Genomic DNA, 20,259 nt, shown 5'->3' with positions numbered 1-20,259 from the left:
GATACACACCGACCTCACCTGCTTCAGGTCCGTCAGCCCCATCAGGACCTTCTCCATCCCGTCCATCTTCAGCGTCCGCATTCCCCCCGCCACGGCACAGACGAACAGCTCGGCCACCCGGGCGCGTTCCTGGATCAGCCTCTTGATGTCGTCGTCGCCGACCAGCAGTTCGTGCAGGCCGACCCGGCCCTTGTAGCCGGACTGGTTGCACTTGTCGCATCCCACGGCCCGGTACATGCGCAACCGGCCACCCTCGCCGTAGCTCTTGACCCAGCCCTCATACAGCTTCTTGGCCTCGCCGCCGTAATCGGCCTTCCATGAAGCCGTGTGCCGCAGGTCCTCGGCGTACTCGGCGATGAAGGTCCTGATTTCGTCGGGCTCGGGAAAGTAGGTCTCCTTGCAGTCGCACAGCCGCTTGGCCAGGCGCTGCGCCAGGATGCCGAGCAGGGCGTCGGCGAAATTGAACGGGTCCATGCCCATGTCCAATAGGCGGATGATGGACTCGGGCGCCGAGTTGGTGTGCAGGGTGGAGAACACCAGGTGGCCGGTGAGCGAGGCCTCCACGCCCATGGACACGGTCTCCTTGTCGCGCGACTCGCCCACCATGATGATGTCCGGGTCGGCGCGCAGGAAGGCCCGCATCACCAGCGCGAAGTCGATGCCGGCCTTCTTGTTGATCTGCACCTGGCGCAGGCCCTTCTGGGTGATTTCCACCGGGTCCTCGGCGGTCCAGATCTTGGTCTCGGGCGTGTTCAGGTACTTCAGGATAGAGTGCAGCGTGGTGGTCTTGCCCGAGCCGGTGGGGCCGCACACGTAGAACAGCCCGTAGGGCTTGCTGACGGTCTTCTCCAGCCGCTCCTTGTTGGCGGGGGTGAGACCCAGCCTGTCCAGCGGGATGGGCTCGCCGGCGGACAGGATCCGCATCACGACGTCCTCGACGCCGCCGGCCGAGGGAATGGTGGCCACCCGCAATTCGATGTCGAGCGGCCCGTACTTCCTGAACTTGATCTTGCCGTCCTGCGGCTTGCGGCGCTCGGAGATGTCGAGGTCGCACATGATCTTCAGGCGCGTGACGAGCGCCTGGCGGAAGTGCGAGGGCACCTCGATGTAGGGCACCAGGCTGCCGTCGATGCGGAAGCGGATGCCGGTCTTGCCCTTGCCCGGTAGCGGCTCGATGTGGATGTCCGAGCAGCGCTGGTTGTAGGCGTCGATGATGACCTTGTTGACGAACTTGACCAGCTCGTTGTCCGAGGCGGCGGACTCCAGGCTGGTGTCGTCGCCCTCGTCGTCCACCGGCACGTTCAGGTCGGCCAGCAGTTCGTCGATGGAGGCGCCCTCGCCGGCGCCATAGAGCTGCGCCAGCGTTTCCTCGAACTCGGCCTGGGTGGTGACCCGGTAGGCAAACTTCGCGTGGCGCGGGAACACCTGCGGCACGATGCGCGAGCCGCGCACCGCCTCCGGGTCCATGCACATCACCACCAGGCCTTCCGGCGATTCCTCCAGCGGGATCCAGCCCTGCTCCTCGACGAAGTCGCGCTTGAGCGGCCCCTGCAGCTGCTCGGAGCGGATGCGCCCGGCGTTGAATGGCTCGTAGGGCACGCCGAAGAACTTCGCCAGCGAAGGCCCGATCTGTGCCGGGCGGATCTGGAAGTCGGCCATGAGCATGTGCTCGACCGGCTTGCCTTCCTCGCGCGCCCGGGCGATGCACTGGTGCAGTTCCTCCTGCGTCAGCACGCCGTCGGCCAGCAGGCCGTCGTACTTGGTGGCGCGCCGGCGCTGGCTTTCCTGCTCCTTGCGCATGCGCTGGCGGATGGCCGTGGCCAGCGTCTTGCACAGCTGCGTGGCGCCCTCGATCTCCAGTTCGCCAAACGGCTGGTCGCTCTTGTTGTTGATCACCTGGATGACGCCGTGCAGCACGTCACCGTCGAGGACGGGCGCCACCAGCATCTGCTTGGTGCGATACCCCGATCGCTTGTCGACTTCCTTCAGGAAACTCAGGGTGGGGTGGATGCGCTTGAGCGCCTCGTCGTCGTAGACGTCCGGGATGTTGAGCAGCTGCCTGCTGAATGCCACGTAGCCGGCGATGCTCTGCGCACTGATCGGCAGCTTCAGGTCCCTGGCCGCATTCAGCCCGGTCTTGACCTTGGAGACGATGGCCGTGCGTTCGTCGTTGACCGCGTAGAGCGTCAGCCGGTCCGCGTTGAACAGCCTGCAGATGTCCTGGCTCGCTTCCAGCATGATCTGCTCGATGTTCTCCGTCTCGTGGATCCGGGTCGTGACGACCTGCAGCTGGCGGAAGAACAGCGCCTCGAAGGTGACGCCGCGCTTGTCGGGCGGCAGCTGCTGCGAGTCGTAGAAGGCCTGCGAATCGCGCTCTGGCTTGAGGACGGCGCTCATGGGTAACTCCTGGACGTGCGCCCGGCGCGCGGGCCCCTTACAGCTCGAACTCCTGGCCGGCGCGCAGGTAGCGGAGGTCGTGGGTGACGTTGGGGCCGAAGGGCTGGGTCTGGTCGAACCTCTGGATCTCGGCCATGATCAGGTCGGTCTCGGCCGGCTTGGTGTGGGTGATGAAGATCGGGAACGACTTGCCCTTCTCTATGCAGTCGAGCTCCTGCGCCAGCGCATGCGGCGACAGGTGCAGGCTGCGGCGGGCCAGGTCCTTCTCGCGGTTGCTGAAGGCGGTCTCGATCACCAGTGCCGCCACGTCCAGCGCGTTCAGGCGCTGCCAGAAGGCCGGGTTGCGCTCGGTGTCGCCGGTGAACACCCAATGCCCGCCGCTGCCGCCGCAGACGGCAAAGCCGCAGGCCGGAACGGTGTGCACCGCAGGCATCACCTCGATGCGCTTGCCTCCCAGTTCGAGCACCTGTCCGACCCGGATCTCGCGGAAGGCGATGAAAGGTTTTTCGGGCGTGGGAATGCGGCTGAAGTCCGGCCAGATCACGTTGTTGAACACGTGCTGCTTCAGGGCCGCGATGGTGCCGGGCAGCGCGTGGATGCACACCGGCCGCGTGAGCTGCGAGGCGATCGAATCGACCATCAGCGGCAGCGCCGCGACGTGGTCGAGGTGCGAATGCGTCAGCAGCACGTGCTCGATGCCCGCCATCTCCTGCAACGTGAGGTCACCCACGCCGGTTCCGGCGTCGACCAGGATGTCGGCGTCAACCAGGAACGAGGTGGTGCGGCAGTCGCGCGCGATGGCACCCGAGCACCCCAGCACGCGCACCCGCACGTCAGGCTCCGCGCCGCGCGCGGCGGCGGACGCGGGGGCCGGTGGCGGGCAGCGTCGAAGGGCGGGCGTGCTGGGCCATGACGGTCCTCACTTGGTCTCGAAGTTGGTGGCACCGTCCCAGGCGGGATCGAAGGGCAGCAACCTCATCGAGGCTACACGGTCGGAATACAACTCGTAAAGGTATTTCCTCGGGTTCATCCGCTGCAGGTTGAGCATCAGCGTGTCGCAGGCGTCCCAGTCCTGGGCCCGGTAAGCCTTCAGGAAGGCGCCCCAGGCCTTGAGTTCCTCGGTCTGCGGCTTCTCCAGCCGCTCGGCCGGCGCCAGCGGCCAGAAGATGGCGACGGCCTGCGCCTTGCCCTTGACCCGCACCCGGTCCAGCTCCTGCCAGGCGAACCGGGGTGCCAGCTGGCGGGTGGACTCGCTCACCACGATGTCCACCCCGTAGACCTTGGACAAGCCCTCCAGCCGCGAGCCGAGGTTGACCGCGTCGCCGATCACGGTGTAGCTGCGGCGCACCTGCGAGCCCATGTCGCCCACGCACATCATGCCGGTGTTCAGGCCGATGCCCACGCCGATTTCCGGCAGGCCGCGGCCGCGGTGCTCCTCGTTGATGCGGCGCACGGCATTGGCCATCTCCAGTGCGCTCTTGACGGCCAGGTGGGCGTGCTCGGCGGTCTCCACCGGGGCGCCCCAGAAGGCCATCACGCAGTCGCCCATGTACTTGTCGATGGTGCCCCGGTTGGAACGGATGATGTCGGTCAGGCGGTTGAACACCGAGTTGAGCAGCTCCTGCAGCTGCACCGGCTCCATCTTCTCGGACATCGCGGTGAAGCCGCGCATGTCGCAGAACATCACCGTCAGCTCCTTGTTGGACGCCGTCATGCTGTAGCTGTCCGGGTCCTTCACCATCTCGTCCACCAGCTCGGGGGGCACGTAGGTGCCGAACAGGTTCGCCAGGTCGCGCTTGGAGCGGCTCTCGACGAAGTAGCCGTAGCTCATGTTGAGTGCAAAGGCGGTCAGCACCATCGCCAGTGCCGCCGCCAGCGGCAGCACCAGGCCGGCGCCGAGGTACAGCGCGAGGTTCAGGCCGACCACCGCCGCCAGCACGGCGATGCTGGCGATCACCGCCCGGCTGGCCGAGAGCAGCGGCAACGCGATGGCCAGGAGCAGGCCGGCCACGACCAGCAGCACCACGTCGTAGCCCATGGCGTAGTCGGGCCGGACCGCCAGCCTCCCGTCGAGCAGGCCGGAAATCAGGTTGGCGTGCGTCTCCACCCCGGGGTAGGTCTCGCCCACCGGGGTCGAGCGCAGGTCCTGCAGGCCGGGTGCGGTGGTGCCGACCAGCGCGATCTTGCCCTTGAGGGTGGCGGGCGCGACGCGCTGCGCCAGCAGGTCGGCGGCCGAGATGTACCGGAACGAGCCGCCATTGACGCCGCCCGGGCCGCGATAGGGCACCAGCGCGGCCACCCGCTCGTCGACCGGGATGCCCATGGTCTTCTGGCCCAGGCGCAGCACCACGCTGTCCAGCGCCTGGTAGGCGCGGCCGCCCCCCGCCGGAAAACCGGGCTCGACCTCGGGCAGTCCCATCAGCAGGCGGAACATGGCCAGCGGCAGCGATTCGTAATAGCGCTCGTCGAACTCGGCCAGCAGGGGCACCGAGCGGACCACGCCGTCGATGTCGATGATCGGGTTGAAGAAGCCCGCCATCGGAGCGGCGCGGGCCAGCTGCTCGATGCTGGCGCCATAGCCGTTCCAGTGCGTGAAGCGGATCGGCCGGCCCAGCAGGTCCTGCGGCTGCATCACCGGCGCCGGCAGCACGCCGGAGCGCCCGCCACCGCGGTCGCTGCTGAAGTAGTAACCCAGCACCACCGGGCGGTTGGCCAGGGAACGGGCAAACACGGCGTCGTAGTCCAGCGTCGGGCCGAGCTGCTCGACGCGGCTGGCAAAACCGGGCTGGTCCTTCAGCTCCGTCTGGGCGAGCTGGCGCAGGCGCTTGAGGCCGGAGCTTTCGTCGGGCTCGGCGAAGACAACGTCGAAACCGAGCACCGCCACCTGCTGCCGCTGGAACAGTTCGTCGGTGAGCTGCGCCATGCGGTTGCGGCTCCAGGGCCAGCGGCCGATCTCGCCCAGGCTCTTCTCGTCGATGTCGACGATGACGATGCGCTCGTCCAGCGTGCGCGGCATGGTGGCGCGCAGGCGGGCGTCGTACAGGACCTGGTCGAGGCGCTGCAGTGCGCCCAGCGGCATCACGCCGGTGGCGTGCAGGAGCGCGACCAGCAGTGGAACCAGCGTCAGCCCGATGCGGGTCCAGTGCCTGGCCAGCAGGCGGGTCCAGCCCGACATCACGGGTTTGCCGGGGGCCGCGGTCAGCCCTGCACGAACTGCATCTGGGTGCCGGCCAGCTCCAGCAGGTCGCCGTTCTTGAGCGTGACCGGCTCCTGCCCGACGGCCGTGCCGTTGAGCATGGGCTTGTTGCCACCCTCCACGTGCGCCACCACGAACCCATGCGGGCGCTTGGTGATGGCAGCCACGGCGACGCCCGGCTTGCCGATGGTGGTGACCACCTTGACCAGCGGGACCTCGCGGCCGGCGGCGGCGCCCGACATCACCTTGATCGCCCCTTTGATTTCGCCGGCGGCTTCGGCGCCGGGCGCCGCGGCCGCAGCGCCGGCCGGCCTGGTCAGCGGCGGCGGCACCATGCCGGCCTTCATGATCATGGTCTTCTCGAACGTGGCGCCCGGCGCCTCGTTGATGTACTTGATCTTGTACTTGCCGATCTCGACCGTGTCGTTGTTCTGCAACAGCTGCTTCTTCACGGCCTTGCCGTTGATGTAGGTGCCGTTGGTGCTGTTCAGGTCCTCGAGATGGACCTCATTGCCAACCAGCTGCAGCACGGCGTGCTCGCCGCTGACGGCCAGGTTGTCGATCACGATGTCGTTGTAAGGGCGGCGCCCCAGCGTCGTGCGGTCCTTCGTCAGCTGGACTTCCTTGATGACGACACCGTCGATCGAAACGATCATTTTCGGCATGGCCCACTCCTGTTCGTGATCTCTTTTCGCAAATTCAATACCGATGACCGGAAGCCTATTTTCCCAGCAATCGGAAAATCAGGCCTTTCTTTTTCGCGCCGCTGTCCGCCTGCGCCAGCAGCACCGAGATGTTGTCGCGACCGCCATTGGCATTGGCCGCGTCCACCAGCTGCAGCGCCTTCTCCTCCAGCGGCGCGTCGGCCGACAGGATGCGCGCGATGCTTTCGTCGTCGACCATGTCCGACAGCCCGTCGGAGCACATGAGGTAGATGTCGCCGGGGTCGACGCGGTGCTCGTTGACCTCCAGCAGCACGGCGTCCTCGACGCCCAGCGCGCGGGTGACCAGGTTCTTGTTGGTCGACACCGCCGCCTGCTCCGGCGTGATCAGGCCGGCGTCGATCTGCTCCTGCAGCAGCGAATGGTCCTTGGTGATCTGGGCCAGCTCGGCGCCGCGCTGGCGATAGCAGCGCGAGTCGCCGATGTGGCCGAGCAGCAGCCGCTCGTCCTGGAACACGCCCACCACCAGCGTGGTGCCCATGCCGGAATACTGCGGGTTGGAGTTGGCGGCGTTGAAGATCGAGCGGTTGGCGTTGTCGACGCAGATCTCCATGGCCCGCCGCACCTCCCTGGCGTTGGCGTGGCGGCCGGCCTGCGTGAGCCAGCGGCCCAGCTCCGACTTGATGAAGGTGGTGGCCATGCCGCTGGCGATCTCGCCGGCGTTGTAGCCGCCCATGCCGTCGGCCAGGATCGCCAGCCGGGTGGGATCGTCGTAGGTGACGGAATCCTCGTTGTTCTCGCGGGCGAGGCCAGGGTCGGTGCGGGTGCTGAACTCGTAATTCATGACTGGCCGGCTGATTCTTGCGGATCGGCCCCGGGACCATGCGGCTGGTCGAACACCGCCGTCTTGTCGAATGCGGCCGCATCGGCGGCAGGCGGGGCCGCATCATAGCCGGACGCCGCCGGCCCGCCGGGGCTGGCGGATTCGACCGCGGCAGGGGCCGCCGCCATCACCAGGGTCTGGTCGGCGGCCGCCTGCGCCCGGGCGGCGGCGGACAGCGACAGGGCCGCGGAGCCGCCGGCCGGCACGCCCGGCGCCTGCGCGAGCGTCCTCAGGTCGGCGGCGAACCGGTCGCCGTCCTGGTAGCGCGCCTCCGGCTTCTTGGCCAGCGCCAGCGCCACCACCGCGGCCAGCCGGTCGGGGATCTCGCGGCGCACCAGGCGGATGTCCGGGGGCTCCTCGTTGGCGATCTTGTACATCAGCTCGGCCATCGAGTCGCCGCGGAAGGGCAGCACGCCGGTGAGCATCTGGAACAGCATCACGCCCAGCGAATACAGGTCGGAGCGGCCGTCCACCTTCTTGCCGGCGATCTGCTCGGGCGACATGAAGCTGGGCGTGCCCAGCACCAGCCCGGTCCTGGTCTTGCTGGAGTCGGTGATGCGGGCGATGCCGAAGTCGGTGACCTTGACGGTGTCCGAGTCGGACTCGTACATGATGTTGGCCGGCTTGATGTCGCGGTGCACCACGTTCTGGCGATGCGCATAGGCCAGCGCCTCGGCCACCCGGGCGACGATGGACAGCACGCGCGGCACCGGCAGCAGCTGGCCGTCCTTGCAGAAGTCCGTCAGATCCTTGCCGCGCAGGAATTCCATCGCGATGTAGGCCAGGTCGTGCTCCTCCCCGGCATCGAAGATGGTCACGATGTTCTGGTGCTGCAGGCGACCGGCGGTCTCGGCCTCGCGGAAGAAGCGCTCGCGCGCATCGGCCAGCTCCTCGCCCTCGAACTCCTGCGACAGGGCCATGGTCTTGATGGCCACCACGCGGCCGATCTTGGGGTCCTTGCCCATGTAGACCACGCCCATGGCACCCTTGCCCAGCTCCTTTTCGACCTGGTAGCGGCCCAGCATGGGTTTTGCGACCGCACCGCCGTCCAGCAGCAGGGTGCCGCCCGGGTGGGCACCGCCGCCGCCGAGCATGACGGTCTCGGACAGGTTCTTCGCCCGATGGAGCTTGGCCTGCAGGTCCTTGTAGTCGCGGTGGTACGTGGCCATGTGCTCGTACACGGCTTCGGCCTTGTTGAACTGCCGCTTGCGCTCGAAGTCCAGCGCCAGGTTGTACAGGTTGTCCATCAGCGCATCGCCGAGCGGCACGCGGCGGAAGCGGTCGAAGGCCATGTCCAGCTGACCCTGGCCCTGCAGCGCCAGGCCCATCATCCGGTTGGTCTCGGCCGACTCCTCGTCGGACTTCACCTTGCCGGCCTCGGTGACCAGGAAGCGCTTGGTGGTCAGCGCCGCATGGCCGATCACCAGCAAGGCAGCGGGCAGCACCCAGCGCAGCCAGGTGGCGGCGCCGGACAGCAGGAAGTACTCGGACGCCAGCAGCACCAGCAGCAGCGCGCCGGTGGCGGTGGCGGCGGCGCCGGCCGTCAGCCGCGGCAGCACGGCGACCAGGTAGGCCGCCACCAGCAGGAAGGCGCCGGCCGCCGCCCAGCCGCCCCAGGCCGGCTCGGAGATGGCGTGCCCGCCCAGGATGTTGGAGGTGACGTGCGCCATCAGTTCCGCGGGACTGAGCGCCGGATGGCCGGGCACCGGGAAGGTGGTGCCCACGCCGGCGGCGGTCGCGCCGACCAGGACGATCTTGTCGGCGTACTTGGCGGCCGGAATCCGGCCGCTCAGGACATCGTAGAACGAGTCGACGGCGAACGCCGGCTTGCCGTCGCGGCGCGGATAGAACTGCGGCAGGATGCGCGCGGCCTCGTCGGTGCGCACCAGCAGCCGGCCCAGCCGGACGCCCTCGCCGGGCAGCACCCGGATGTCGGCGGGGCCCAGGTTCAGGCTGGTGGCGGCCGCCAGCAACGCCATCGAGGGCACGCCGCGGCCGTAGTAGTCCACCAGCAGCGGGTCGGCTCGCACCGCGCCGTCGGCGTCGCTCCATTGGTTCAGGTGGCCGATGCCGGCGGCTGCACCGCCGATGGCGTCGAGCGGGTACTGGCCGCGGATGGCGGGCAGCGCGAAGCCGCCGCGCGCGTCCACCGTGTTCCGGGCGACCGCCGCGGGTAACTCGCGATCGGGCTTGCCGAGTGGCTCCTGCAGCGTGAACACCGACGGCACCAGCACGTTGCCGGCCCTGGCCATGCTGGCGGACAGCTTGCCGTCGCTGTCCAGTGCCTGCTCGGCCTCGGCCACCACCCGGGTCAGCGCTTCGCTGCCTTCGGCGCCGTCCAGGGCCTGCTTGATCCGGCGGATGAAGACCAGGCCGCGATCGGTCTGTGGCTCGGTGAAGAAGACGTTGTAGGCAATCGTCTTGGCCTTCGCGCCGGCGAGCTTGTCGATCAGCTCGGCGTGCACATCGCGCGACCAGGGCCAGCGCCCGATGTTGGCGATGCTCTGGTCGTCGATGGCGATGACGGCGATGCGGTCGGACGGCTGGCTCGCGTTCTGGCTGCTGGCAAGGTCGTAGAAGCGGCGCTCCAGTGCCTCGAACAGGCCGGTGGATTTCCAGAGGACGAAGACGGCGGCGACGATGGCCGCGCCGGTGAACCAGTCCGCCCGCCAGAACGCGCGGCGCTTAGCCGATGACGATGTACCCACTTCTGCCCCTCGCCCTCAAAGGCTGATCCACTGCCTCAAGGACAGCTTCCTCGCCCGCTCGCTCGGGAGGGGCAGGACTCCCAGCTGGACGTTAACAGAGGCCTTTGGAGTGAACAAGGAAGTTCGACATCGGCTTGCTACGTTTTGTTGCAAATTTACGGCAGCGCCGCCATCGTCGATGGACGAAAAAAAAGCCGACGCGCCAGGCGTCGGCCTTCCACTTGGCGGGCAGCGGCCGCCTACAGCAGCGACTTGAGCAGCCGGCCCATCTCCGAGGGATTGCGCGTCACCTTGAAGCCGCACTCCTCCATGATCGCCAGCTTGGCGTCGGCGGTGTCGGCACCGCCGGAGATCAGGGCGCCGGCATGGCCCATGCGCTTGCCGGGCGGAGCGGTGACGCCGGCGATGAAGCCGACCACCGGCTTCTTCATGTGGTCCTTGCACCAGCGCGCCGCCTCGGCTTCGTCGGGGCCGCCGATCTCGCCGATCATGATCACGGCGTCGGTGTCCGGGTCGTCGTTGAACGCCTTCATCACGTCGATGTGCTTCAGGCCGTTGATCGGGTCGCCACCGATGCCCACCGCGCTGGACTGGCCCAGGCCGATCTCGGTGAGCTGGGCCACCGCTTCATAGGTCAGGGTGCCCGAGCGCGACACCACGCCGATGCGGCCCTTCTTGTGGATGTGGCCGGGCATGATGCCGATCTTGATCTCGTCGGGCGTGATCAGGCCGGGGCAGTTGGGGCCGAGCAGCAGGGTCTTCTTGCCGCCCTGGCTTTCCTTGGCCTTCATCTTGTTGCGCACCATCAGCATGTCGCGCACCGGGATGCCCTCGGTGATGCAGATGACCAGGTCGAGGTCGGCTTCCACCGCCTCCCAGATCGCGTCGGCCGCCCCTGCCGGCGGCACGTAGATCACCGACACGGTGGCACCGGTCCGCGCCCTGGCGTCCTTGACCGAGGCATAGATCGGGATGTCGAAGATCTTCTCGCCGGCCTTCTTGGGGTTGACGCCGGCGACGAAGCAGGCCTTGCCGTTGGCGTATTCCTGGCACTTCTGGGTGTGGAACTGGCCGGTCTTGCCGGTGATGCCCTGGGTGATGACCCGCGTGTCCTTGTTGATGTAGATCGACATGACTGGTGATCCTTACTTGACGGCCGCGACGACTTTTTGCGCAGCTTCGGCCATCGTGTCCGCGCTGATGATCGGCAGGCCCGACTCGGCCAGCATCTTCTTGCCCAGCTCCTCGTTGGTGCCCTTCATGCGCACCACCAGCGGCACGCCCAGGTTCACGGCCTTGCAGGCGGTGATCACGCCGGTGGCGATGGTGTCGCAGCGCATGATGCCGCCGAAGATGTTCACCAGGATCGCCTTGACCTTGGGGTTCTTCAGCATGATCTTGAAGGCCTCGGTCACCTTCTCGGGGGTCGCGCCGCCGCCGACGTCCAGGAAGTTGGCCGGCTCGGCGCCGAACAGCTTGATGGTGTCCATGGTCGCCATGGCCAGTCCGGCGCCGTTGACCAGGCAGCCGATGTTGCCGTCCAGGCTGATGTAGGCCAGGTCGTACTTGGACGCCTCGATCTCGGCCGGGTCCTCTTCGTCCAGGTCGCGCAGCGCCACGATCTCGGGGTGGCGGAACAGGGCGTTGCTGTCGAAGTTGAACTTGGCGTCCAGCGCGATGATGCTGCCATTGCCATCGCGATTGAGCGGGTTGATCTCGACCAGCGAGGCATCGGTTTCCATGTAGCAGCGGTACAGCTTGCGGAACACGTCCACGGCCTGGGCGGTCGAGCCGGCGGGGATGCCGATGCCATCGGCCAGTTCCTTCGCCTGTGCGTCGGTCAATCCCTTGAGCGGATCGACGAACACCTTCCTGATCTTCTCGGGCTGGCTGTGGGCCACTTCCTCGATGTCCATGCCGCCTTCGCTGGAGGCGATGAAGGCCACGCTCTGGGTCGCGCGGTCGGTGACCACCGAGACGTAGTATTCCTTCTGGATGTCGGCGCCGTCCTCGATGTACAGGCGCCGCACTTTCTGGCCCTCGGGGCCGGTCTGGTGCGTCTTGAGCTGCATGCCCAGGATCTCGCCGGCCAGCCGCCGGACGTCGTCGATCGACTTGGCGACCTTGACCCCGCCGCCCTTGCCGCGGCCGCCCGCGTGGATCTGGGCCTTGACCACCCACACCGGGCCGCCGAGCTTCTGCGCGGCTTCCACCGCTTCCTGGACCGTGAATGCAGGGATGCCGCGCGGCACGGGCACGCCGAAGCTGCGCAAGATCTCCTTGCCTTGGTACTCGTGAATCTTCATGGGGTCTCTTCCGGGAGGTCGTGGACGGTGCAGGTGCCCCCGGCGCGGCTGCGGCGCCGGCCCTGCGAAGTGCAGCCGCGAACTGTATCATGGTGCATCGCACAAACCTGACGGCGCCCCGGCGGCGACCCCATCTCCCAGCAGGGACAAGAACCATGGCCAAGGTCTTCATCGACGGCGAGGCCGGCACCACCGGCCTGCAGATCCGCGAGCGGCTCACGACGATGCCGCAGGTGGAACTGGTGAGCATCGCGCCCGAGCGGCGCAAGGATCCGGCGGCCAAGCGCGAGCTGATGGCCGGCGTGGACCTGGCGATCTTCTGCCTGCACGACGACGCCGCGCGCGAGTCGGCGGCGATGGTCGACGAGATCCGGCGGCAGCAGGGCCGCGCCCCGCGCATCATCGACGCCTCCACCGCACACCGGGTGGCCGAGGGCTGGGTGTTCGGCTTCGCCGAACTCGCGCCCGGCCAGCGCGAGGCGATCCGCCGGGCTGATCGGGTGAGCAATCCCGGCTGCTATGCGACCGGCGCCATCGCGCTGCTGCGCCCGCTCGTCGACGCCGGCCTGCTGCCGCCGGATCACCCGGTGGCGCTGCCGTCGGTCAGTGGCTACTCGGGCGGCGGGCGCACCATGATCGAGGCCTACGAGAGCGGCAAGGCGCCGCCGTACGAGCTGTATGCCCTCGGACTGAAGCACAAGCACCTGCCGGAGATCATGAAGTACACCGGCCTGACGCGCCGGCCGATCTTCATCCCCTCGGTCGGCAACTTCCGCCAGGGCATGCTGGTGCAACTGCCGCTGCACCTGGACCTGCTGCCCGGCAAGCCCACCGCGAAGGACCTGGAGCAGGTGCTGCGCCGCCACTACGACGGCAGCGAGTGGGTCAGCGTGCAGCCGCCCACCGAGGACGGCAAGCTCGAGCCCATGGCGCTGAACGACACCAACCGGATGGAATTGCGGGTGTACAGCAACATGGACCACCACCATGCGGTGCTGGTCGCGCGGCTCGACAACCTGGGCAAGGGCGCCAGCGGCGCCGCGGTGCAGAACCTGCAGCTGATGCTGGGGATCTAATCCGGCCCTGCCCCTGCCCCTGCCCCTGCCCCTGCCCCTGCCCCTGCCCCTGCCCCTGCCCCTGCCCCTGCCCCTGCCCCTGCCCCTGCCCCTGCCCCTGCGGCGAGCCGGCTGTCGGCCGACGCGGCGCGCCAGCGGGCGACGATGGCCGGGCGGTCCTCCTGCGCCAGGTGCAGCGCCAGGACCATGCCGTCCGCGCTGGCCTGCGACCGGAGCTGGACGTTCGAGTCCTGGTAGATCGGCCCCTTGAACCACGCATCCAGGCGATACGGAGCCGGCGGCAGGCCCGCCGGCACCCGCGCCAGCCCCTGGCCGAGCGCGCGCAGTGGATGGAAGAAGGCGCGCCGGAAGCCGAATGCCCGTGCGTAGGGGTTCCACAGGTGGATCCCGTTGTAGTCGCCGGTCAGCTCGCCGAACCGGCGGCCGCCGCCGGCCGGCAAGTGCCAACCGGCGACGGGATCGCCCGCGACCCGGGGCGATGCCGCCGCCTCGGGCGCGCCACCGGCACCGAAGCGGCCGCGCACATGGAACGTGTTCAGGCTCTCGCAGGCCAGCCGGCCGCCGGCCAGGATGCGCGTGTGCAGGTCGACCTCCAGGCCCTTGCCGAGGATGCGGTGCGCGTGGACGGCGCACTCGAAATCCAGCGCCTCGTCGAGGCCGATGGGGCCGAGCTGCAGGAGCGCATTGCGCACCTGCAGGACCCGCCAGATCGGCACCGGGAACGACGGGTGGGTGAGTACGACCATCTGGAGGCGGAAGGCGATCGCGTGCGGCAGCAGCGCGGGCAGTTGCCGCGCCTCGGACGTTCCGCCACACAGGCGCAGGAAATCGCGCACCTGGCCACCGTCGGCGCGCCACCCGCTCCAGCGCGCCGAAATGCGGGGGAAGGCCCCTGCCGGCACGCCCGGCGAGGGCCTGAGTGCGCCCAGCATGTAGCGCCAGGCCGGCGGGGTGTGCCGGAACTCGAGCCGGACCGCCGTGGGGGTGGGCGCCGAATCTGCCATCGGGTGTCTCCTGTTCAGGGCTTGGTGCGGGAGACTGGAACGGCACGGCCGACCAGCCTTGACGCCGGTCAACCTTCGAACGATCGCGCTATTCCTCGTCGCGGCCGGCCAGGACCCGCCGGATCACTTCGCCGCCAAAGCCGCGGGCGGCCAGGAACCGGGACTGGCGGGCGCGCTCGGCCGCGTCCTGCGGCGGTGCTGCGAAGCGGCGTTGCCAGACCTGGCGGGCGCGATCCAGCTCGGTGGCGCGCAACTGCTGCACGGCCTGCGCAACCAGCTCGTCGGCTATGCCCTTTTGCTGGAGCTCCTGGCGGATGCGACCGGCCCCGAGCTTGCCGGCCCGCCGGTGCAGCACCGACTCGACCACCCGCTGCTCGCTGATGAAGCCCTTGGCCTGCAGTTCGTCCAGCACGCGCTGCAACTGGCCCGGCTCCTGCTCGTGCGGCTCCAGCTTGCGCTCCAGCTCGGCGCGGGAATGCTCCCGGCCGCCGAGTAGTCGCAAGGCCCTTCCCTTGAGTGACAGCTGCGAAACCCGCATGGCGCGCAATCGGCCAGCAGCCGGCCGGGGCGGTGCTTATTCGGCGTCTTCGCCGGCGGCGAGCGCGGGGGGCAGCAGCGCGATGTTCAGCGAGGCGCGGACCTTGTTCTCGATCTCGCGGGCCAGCTCCGGGTTCTCGCGCAGGAACTCGCGCGCGTTGTCGCGGCCCTGGCCGATCTTCTCGCCGTTGTAGGCGTACCAGGCGCCGGATTTCTCCAGCACCCGGGCGGTGACGCCCATGTCGATGATCTCGCCTTCGCGGCTGATGCCTTCGCCGAACAGGATGTCGAACTCGGCCGTCTTGAACGGCGGCGACACCTTGTTCTTGACGACCTTGACCTTGGTCTCGTTGCCGATCGCCTCGTCGCCCTTCTTGATGGTGCCGGTGCGGCGGATGTCCAGGCGCACCGAGGCGTAGAACTTCAGCGCGTTGCCGCCGGTGGTGGTCTCGGGGCTGCCGAACATCACGCCGATCTTCATGCGGATCTGGTTGATGAAGATGACCATGCAGTTGGTCTTCTTGATGGTGGCGGTGAGCTTGCGCAGCGCCTGGCTCATCAGGCGGGCCTGCAGGCCGGGCAGGGAGTCGCCCATCTCGCCTTCGATCTCGGCCTTGGGCACCAGCGCGGCGACCGAATCGACCACGATCAGGTCGACCGCGCCGGAGCGCACCAGGCTGTCGACGATCTCCAGCGCCTGCTCGCCGGTGTCGGGCTGGCTGATCAGCAGGTCGGGCAGGTTGACGCCGAGCTTCTGCGCGTACTGCACGTCCAGCGCATGTTCGGCATCGACGAAGGCGCAGGTGCCGCCCTGGGCCTGCATCTCGGCGATGACCTGCAGCGTCAGCGTGGTCTTGCCCGAGGACTCGGGCCCGTAGATCTCGACCACCCGGCCGCGCGGCAGGCCGCCGACGCCCAGCGCGATGTCCAGGCCGAGCGAGCCGGTGGAGACGACCTGGATGTCCTCGATCTGCTCGCCTTCGCCCAGCCGCATGATCGTGCCCTTGCCGAACTGCTTTTCGATCTGGGCCAGCGCCGCCTGCAGCGCCTTGGCCTTTTCGTTGTCGGCCGCCGCGACCTTCGTGCCCTTGACTTGCGCATCCATGGGAATCTCCTTGTGGATCAATGGTTTGTGGGAGCCGGCATCTCCTGTTGCGATACACAGGCTGGATGCATGGCCAGTACTCTAACGCGGCTTCTTGGTGGAAGTAAACGCCATCTTTGGTCAGTTTGCCTTACCATCTAGCCATGCTCCCCAAGCTGGATGACGCCTGGCGCGAAACCCACCTGGGCCGCCTCCTGGGCCATGCCAGCCGGCGCTTCGACGACCGCGTGCTGCACCTGATCGCGCACAACGTGGACGTGCCGCTGGCCCTGTCCAACCTGGCGGCGCGAGCCCAGGTGGGCGCCGCCCACATCCACATCACGCGCCACCTGGCGCTGGAAGGCTCGCGCCTGACCGAACTGGCCGGACGCGCCGGCATGAGCAAGCAGGCCATGGGCGACCTGGTGAGCCAGTGCGAAGCCTGGGGGCTGGTGGTGCGCGAGCCCGATCCGCTGGACGCCCGCGCCCGGCGCGTTCGCTTCACCGAAGCCGGGCTGGCCTGGCTGGGGGCGTTCCGCCAGGCCGTGCAGCAGGCCGAGCAGGAGTTCCGCGCCGAAGTCGGGCCGGAGGTCGCCACGGTGGTGGCGCTCGGGCTGGAGGCCTATGCCGGCCCCGCGGCGCCCTGAGCGCGGGTCCACCCTGTAGGGCCTGCCGCAGGCCGCAGCCTAGAATTTTCGGCAGCCCAGGAGACACCGCGCCCATGCGCATCCTCATTGCCGAAGACGACCAGGTGCTGGCCGACGGCCTGCTGCGCACCTTGCGCGCCTCCGGCGCCGCCGTCGACCATGTGGGCAACGGCAGCGAGGCCGATGCCGCGCTGCTGACCAACAACGAGTTCGACCTGCTGATCCTCGACCTGGGGCTGCCGCGCCTGCACGGGCTGGAGGTCCTGCGCAGGCTGCGCGCGCGCGGCTCCTCGATGCCGGTGCTGATCCTCACCGCCGCCGACAGCGTGGAGGAGCGCGTGCGCGGGCTGGACCTGGGCGCCGACGACTACATGGCCAAGCCGTTCTCGCTGCAGGAGCTGGAAGCGCGCGTGCGCGCGCTCATCCGCCGCGGCATGGGCGGCACCAGCAGCACCATCCGGCACGGTCCGCTGGTGTACGACCAGACCGGCCGGGTGGCCACCATCGACGGCAAGCTGGTGGAACTGTCGGCGCGCGAGCTGGGCCTGCTGGAGGTCCTGCTGCAGCGCGTCGGCCGGCTGGTCAGCAAGGACCAGCTGGTCGAGCGCCTGTGCGAGTGGGGCGAGGAGGTGAGCAACAACGCCATCGAGGTCTACATCCACCGCCTGCGCAAGAAGATCGAGAAGGGCCCGATCCGCATCGCCACCGTGCGCGGGCTGGGGTACTGCCTGGAGAAGATCAACGGATGAGGACCGACCCGCCGGCGCCAGGGTGTAGTCGAAGCGCAGCGAGGTCGTTCGCCGTCCGTCATCCAACATGAAGCTGTTCCAGCGCGAGCAGCGCTCGCTGTTCGGGGAGATCCTGGACTGGATGCTCACCCCGTTGCTGCTGCTGTGGCCGGTCAGCCTGGCGCTGACCTGGCTGGTGGCCCAGAACATCGCCGGCAGGCCCTTCGACCGCGCGCTCGAATACAACGTGCAGGCGCTGGCGCAACTGATCGCGGTGCAGAACCACAAGACGGTCTTCTACCTGCCGCAGCCCGCGCGCGAGCTGCTGCGCGCCGACGACTCCGACTACGTCTACTACCAGGTCCGCGGGCCGCACGGGGAGTTGCTCAGCGGCGAGCGCGACTTCCCCGAGCCGCCGGACGGCGAGGCGCACGCGCCCGGCGAAGTGCACCTGCGCGATGCCGAGATGCACGGCCAGGACGTCCGGGTCGCCTACACCTGGGTGGCGCTGGACCTGCCGGGTGCGCCGCCGGCGCTGGTGCAGGTGGCCGAGACGCGCGAGAAGCGCTCGGTGCTGGCCACCGAGATCATCAAGGGCGTGATGCTGCCGCAATTCGTGATCCTGCCGCTCGCGGTGCTGCTGGTGTGGCTCGCGCTGGTGCGCGGCATCAAGCCGCTGTCGCAGCTGGAGGAGCGCATCCGCGCCCGCAAGCCGGACGACCTGTCGCCGCTGGACGAGCGGGCCGTGCCGCTGGAGGTGGTGCCGCTGGTGTCCTCGGTCAACGACCTGCTCACCCGGCTGAAGGACTCGATCGAGACCCAGAAGCGCTTCCTGGCGGATGCGGCGCACCAGCTCAAGACGCCGCTGGCGGGGCTGCGCATGCAGGCCGACCTGGCGCAGCGCGAGGGCGCCAACGCCGAGGAGCTGAAGCAGTCGCTCAAGCAGATCGGCCGCTCCAGCATCCGCGCCACCCACACGGTCAACCAGCTGCTGGCGCTGGCCCGCGCGGAGAGCAGTGGCAAGACACTGCCACGCCACACCTGCGACCTGGCCCAGCTGACCCAGGAGGCGGTGCAGGACCTCGTGCCGCGCGCCATGGACAAGCGCATCGACCTGGGCTACGACGGAGCCGAACCCGGCGCGCCCGGCACGCAGGTCACCGGCAACCCGACCCTGCTCAAGGAACTGATCCGCAACCTGCTGGACAACGCGATCAGCTACACGCCGTCCAGCCCTGCGCAGCCCGCCCTCGTCACGGCCCGCGTGCTGGCCGATCCGATCGGCGGCGTGGTGCTGCTGCAGGTGGAGGACAGCGGCCCCGGCATCCCGGCCGGCGAGCGCGAGCTGGTGTTCCAGCCGTTCTACCGATCGCTGGAGACCAATGTCGACGGCTCCGGACTGGGCCTGCCGATCGTGCTGGAGATCGCACGCCAGCACGACGCGCAGGTGCGGCTGGAAGATGCCCACCCGGGCAGCCATCCGCCCGGGGTGCGGGCGGTGGTGCGTTTTGCCAGCGCCGCCGCCGCGATGGGCGCGGCCGCGGCGGCTCAGGCCGCCTTGTAGACGTTCAGCTGCAGCCGTTCGCGCTCCATCGCGCGCGCCACCGGCGCCAGCGCCGCTACCTTCTGCACGTGCGCCCACAGCGCCGGGAAGCCGGCCGGGTCGATGCCGGCAAAGCCACCCCAGCGCAGCAGCGTCAGCGCATAGGCGTCGATCGGACCGAAGCGCTCGCCGCCGAGGAACGCCTGCCCCTGCGCCGCCGCCCGCTGCGCCATGCCTTCGATCTCGGCCAGCATCGGCCGGTACTGCTTCGCGTTGAACGCCTTCAGCTGGGCCTGGGTGTCGGGCTGGTCGCTGAACTTGTGCGGCATGAACACATGGGTGAAGGTCGGGTGCACCGTGTTGTTCATCCAGGCCAGCGTCTCCATCGCCTTGGCGCGGGCCAGCGGCTCCTGGGGCAGGAACTGCTGCTCGGGGAAGCGCGCGTCCAGGTAGCCGACGATGGCCAGGATCTGGGTGATCACCGCATCGCCGTCCACCAGCACCGGCACCTGCCCGTGCGGGTTGAGGGCGCGGTACTCGGGCGAGTCCTGCTCGTTCCTGTGCAGCTTGACCAGCCGGGGCTCGAACGGCGTGCCGGTGGCCTCCAGCAGGGCGTGCGGCACGAAGGAGCAGGCGCCGGGCGCGAAGTAGAGCTTGAGTGTCATCTGGACTTTTCCTTTCCTTCCCGATTGTCAGGGCGATCCTCTCTCCAGCTGAGCGCGCGCAGGGCCCCCAGTGCCACCGCGGAACCGGCTGGGCCGGGCCGCTGGTGGCGCCCCCTCGAGGGGAGGCGCCGAAGGTGCTTCGGGGGTGGGCATTGCCCTTTAGCGGCAGGGCCGCAGGGTCTTGCCATCGAGCAGCGCGCGCAGCGCTTCCAGCCGCGGGCGCAGCGCGTCGTCCAGGGCGGGCAGGATCAGCCGATGGCCGCGGGTCTCCGGCCGCTCCTGCACCACGCGGGCCGTGCGCACGCCGCGCGCCAGCAGCGTGCCGAGCTGCTGATCGGCCGCCTGCTGGCTGGCATGGCCGCCCAGCGACAGGCCCGGCTCCAGGTCGGTGTTGCCCAGCGGCTCGAAGGCGATGCCGATTTGCCGCAGCTCGCTCTTCTTGCGCTCGACCTCCGCGGCCGTCGGGTACTTGCCCATGTAGACGATCCAGCGCGCCGGCTGGTCCAGCGGCTCGAGCGTCCACGCCGCGGGCGGCCACGAGGCCAGCGCCTGCCGTAGCGGCCCGGCGGCGCTGTCGGGCAAGGGGCCGGCCTGCAGGCACTCGGCGCCGCGCGCGGCCGTTGCGGTTGCCTCGGCCGCCCGGCGCGCGTCCTCGGCCGGCAGCACCTTCACCGCATCGGGCCGGATCTGCTGCTGCAGGCGCCAGGGCTCCGAGTCGGGCGCCGGGCCCCAGCCCCAGGGCAGCAGCAAGCCCTCGCCCCAGGCGTAGTACACGCCGTTGGCGAGCAGCAGCAGCAGGACGGCCAGGCGCAGCATGGGACGA

At 69.0% G+C, this 20,259-nt stretch carries 17 protein-coding genes; 4 read left to right on the top strand and 13 right to left on the bottom strand.

Annotation, left to right across the window (positions count from 1 at the left end):
* The 8 genes from V6M57_RS10070 to sucC form a co-directional block, all read right to left on the bottom strand.
* Positions 1 to 2,397, bottom strand: a 2,397-nt coding sequence (locus V6M57_RS10070; protein WP_332814849.1) for a GspE/PulE family protein, incomplete at its 3' end; no start/stop codon positions are given.
* Between the two features lie 37 nt (positions 2,398 to 2,434).
* Positions 2,435 to 3,229: a 3',5'-cyclic-nucleotide phosphodiesterase gene (locus V6M57_RS10065; protein WP_332814848.1), complete on the bottom strand. Its 795-nt coding sequence runs from the start codon at positions 3,227 to 3,229 to the stop codon at positions 2,435 to 2,437.
* Positions 3,230 to 3,316: 87 nt separating this feature from the next.
* Positions 3,317 to 5,572: a CHASE2 domain-containing protein gene (locus tag V6M57_RS10060; protein WP_332814847.1), complete on the bottom strand. Its 2,256-nt coding sequence runs from the start codon at positions 5,570 to 5,572 to the stop codon at positions 3,317 to 3,319.
* 23 nt (positions 5,573 to 5,595) lie between these two features.
* Complete coding sequence (locus V6M57_RS10055; RefSeq protein ID WP_332814846.1) at positions 5,596 to 6,258, bottom strand: FHA domain-containing protein; 663 nt, start codon at positions 6,256 to 6,258, stop codon at positions 5,596 to 5,598.
* Between the two features lie 55 nt (positions 6,259 to 6,313).
* A complete protein-coding gene (locus V6M57_RS10050) occupies positions 6,314 to 7,099 on the bottom strand; it encodes a Stp1/IreP family PP2C-type Ser/Thr phosphatase (RefSeq protein WP_332814845.1) in 786 nt (261 codons plus the stop codon).
* On the bottom strand, positions 7,096 to 9,846 hold the full coding sequence (locus V6M57_RS10045; protein WP_332814844.1) for a CHASE2 domain-containing serine/threonine-protein kinase: 2,751 nt from the start codon (positions 9,844 to 9,846) through the stop codon (positions 7,096 to 7,098). Before V6M57_RS10045 ends, V6M57_RS10050 begins: the two co-directional genes overlap by 4 nt.
* A gap of 239 nt (positions 9,847 to 10,085) precedes the next feature.
* Positions 10,086 to 10,979, bottom strand: coding sequence for a succinate--CoA ligase subunit alpha (gene sucD / locus V6M57_RS10040; protein WP_332814843.1), 894 nt, complete (start codon positions 10,977 to 10,979; stop codon positions 10,086 to 10,088).
* A gap of 12 nt (positions 10,980 to 10,991) precedes the next feature.
* Complete coding sequence (gene sucC, locus V6M57_RS10035; protein WP_332814842.1) at positions 10,992 to 12,152, bottom strand: ADP-forming succinate--CoA ligase subunit beta; 1,161 nt, start codon at positions 12,150 to 12,152, stop codon at positions 10,992 to 10,994.
* Positions 12,153 to 12,307: 155 nt separating this feature from the next.
* On the opposite strand from sucC, the gene argC reads away from it, so the two are divergent.
* Positions 12,308 to 13,228 (top strand): N-acetyl-gamma-glutamyl-phosphate reductase, encoded by a 921-nt coding sequence (argC, locus tag V6M57_RS10030; protein WP_332814841.1) that lies wholly within the window; start codon positions 12,308 to 12,310, stop codon positions 13,226 to 13,228.
* Here argC and V6M57_RS10025 read toward each other — a convergent pair.
* The 3 genes from V6M57_RS10025 to recA form a co-directional block, all read right to left on the bottom strand.
* On the bottom strand, positions 13,225 to 14,232 hold the full coding sequence (locus V6M57_RS10025; RefSeq protein ID WP_332814840.1) for a hypothetical protein: 1,008 nt from the start codon (positions 14,230 to 14,232) through the stop codon (positions 13,225 to 13,227). The two genes, argC and V6M57_RS10025, sit on opposite strands and share 4 nt — an antisense overlap.
* 88 nt (positions 14,233 to 14,320) lie before the next feature.
* The gene (gene recX / locus V6M57_RS10020; protein ID WP_332814839.1) at positions 14,321 to 14,770 is read right to left on the bottom strand and encodes a recombination regulator RecX; all 450 of its coding nucleotides are present in this window, start codon (positions 14,768 to 14,770) and stop codon (positions 14,321 to 14,323) included.
* A gap of 36 nt (positions 14,771 to 14,806) precedes the next feature.
* Positions 14,807 to 15,874 (bottom strand): recombinase RecA, encoded by a 1,068-nt coding sequence (recA, locus tag V6M57_RS10015; RefSeq protein WP_332814838.1) that lies wholly within the window; start codon positions 15,872 to 15,874, stop codon positions 14,807 to 14,809.
* Between the two features lie 143 nt (positions 15,875 to 16,017).
* On the opposite strand from recA, the gene V6M57_RS10010 reads away from it, so the two are divergent.
* The 3 genes from V6M57_RS10010 (at position 16,018) to V6M57_RS10000 (ending at position 18,792) form a co-directional block, all read left to right on the top strand.
* The gene (locus tag V6M57_RS10010; RefSeq protein WP_332814837.1) at positions 16,018 to 16,500 is read left to right on the top strand and encodes a MarR family winged helix-turn-helix transcriptional regulator; all 483 of its coding nucleotides are present in this window, start codon (positions 16,018 to 16,020) and stop codon (positions 16,498 to 16,500) included.
* A gap of 74 nt (positions 16,501 to 16,574) precedes the next feature.
* Positions 16,575 to 17,249: a response regulator transcription factor gene (locus tag V6M57_RS10005; RefSeq protein WP_332814836.1), complete on the top strand. Its 675-nt coding sequence runs from the start codon at positions 16,575 to 16,577 to the stop codon at positions 17,247 to 17,249.
* A gap of 67 nt (positions 17,250 to 17,316) precedes the next feature.
* On the top strand, positions 17,317 to 18,792 hold the full coding sequence (locus tag V6M57_RS10000) for a sensor histidine kinase (protein WP_332814835.1): 1,476 nt from the start codon (positions 17,317 to 17,319) through the stop codon (positions 18,790 to 18,792).
* Here the strand turns inward: V6M57_RS10000 and V6M57_RS09995 are convergent.
* Both V6M57_RS09995 and V6M57_RS09990 read right to left on the bottom strand, forming a co-directional pair.
* Positions 18,777 to 19,436, bottom strand: a complete 660-nt coding sequence (locus V6M57_RS09995; RefSeq protein ID WP_332814834.1) for a glutathione S-transferase family protein — start codon at positions 19,434 to 19,436, stop codon at positions 18,777 to 18,779. The two genes, V6M57_RS10000 and V6M57_RS09995, sit on opposite strands and share 16 nt — an antisense overlap.
* Positions 19,437 to 19,595: 159 nt before the next feature.
* Entirely contained in the window at positions 19,596 to 20,252 is a 657-nt protein-coding gene (locus tag V6M57_RS09990) for an SPOR domain-containing protein (RefSeq protein ID WP_332814833.1), read from the bottom strand.
* Positions 20,253 to 20,259 lie beyond the last annotated feature (7 nt).

Origin of the sequence: Ramlibacter sp. (assembly GCF_036676645.1) — a bacterium.
Lineage (GTDB): Bacteria > Pseudomonadota > Gammaproteobacteria > Burkholderiales > Burkholderiaceae_C > Ramlibacter.
Note: the sequence above shows the minus strand (reverse complement) of the source record. Positions and strands in the feature narration are given on the sequence as shown.

Bases quoted from the DNA above. Each gene is read 5' to 3' on its own strand.
- argC (WP_332814841.1), top strand. From the start codon at position 12,308: ATGGCCAAGGTCTTCATCGACGGCGAGGCCGGCACCACCGGCCTGCAG.
- V6M57_RS10025 (WP_332814840.1), bottom strand. From the start codon at position 14,232: ATGGCAGATTCGGCGCCCACCCCCACGGCGGTCCGGCTCGAGTTCCGG.
- V6M57_RS10005 (WP_332814836.1), top strand. From the start codon at position 16,575: ATGCGCATCCTCATTGCCGAAGACGACCAGGTGCTGGCCGACGGCCTG.
- recX (WP_332814839.1), bottom strand. From the start codon at position 14,770: ATGCGGGTTTCGCAGCTGTCACTCAAGGGAAGGGCCTTGCGACTACTC.
- sucD (WP_332814843.1), bottom strand. From the start codon at position 10,979: ATGTCGATCTACATCAACAAGGACACGCGGGTCATCACCCAGGGCATC.
- sucC (WP_332814842.1), bottom strand. From the start codon at position 12,152: ATGAAGATTCACGAGTACCAAGGCAAGGAGATCTTGCGCAGCTTCGGC.
- V6M57_RS09990 (WP_332814833.1), bottom strand. From the start codon at position 20,252: ATGCTGCGCCTGGCCGTCCTGCTGCTGCTGCTCGCCAACGGCGTGTAC.
- V6M57_RS10000 (WP_332814835.1), top strand. From the start codon at position 17,317: ATGAAGCTGTTCCAGCGCGAGCAGCGCTCGCTGTTCGGGGAGATCCTG.
- V6M57_RS09995 (WP_332814834.1), bottom strand. From the start codon at position 19,436: ATGACACTCAAGCTCTACTTCGCGCCCGGCGCCTGCTCCTTCGTGCCG.
- V6M57_RS10055 (WP_332814846.1), bottom strand. From the start codon at position 6,258: ATGCCGAAAATGATCGTTTCGATCGACGGTGTCGTCATCAAGGAAGTC.
- V6M57_RS10060 (WP_332814847.1), bottom strand. From the start codon at position 5,572: ATGTCGGGCTGGACCCGCCTGCTGGCCAGGCACTGGACCCGCATCGGG.
- V6M57_RS10050 (WP_332814845.1), bottom strand. From the start codon at position 7,099: ATGAATTACGAGTTCAGCACCCGCACCGACCCTGGCCTCGCCCGCGAG.
- V6M57_RS10010 (WP_332814837.1), top strand. From the start codon at position 16,018: ATGCTCCCCAAGCTGGATGACGCCTGGCGCGAAACCCACCTGGGCCGC.
- recA (WP_332814838.1), bottom strand. From the start codon at position 15,874: ATGGATGCGCAAGTCAAGGGCACGAAGGTCGCGGCGGCCGACAACGAA.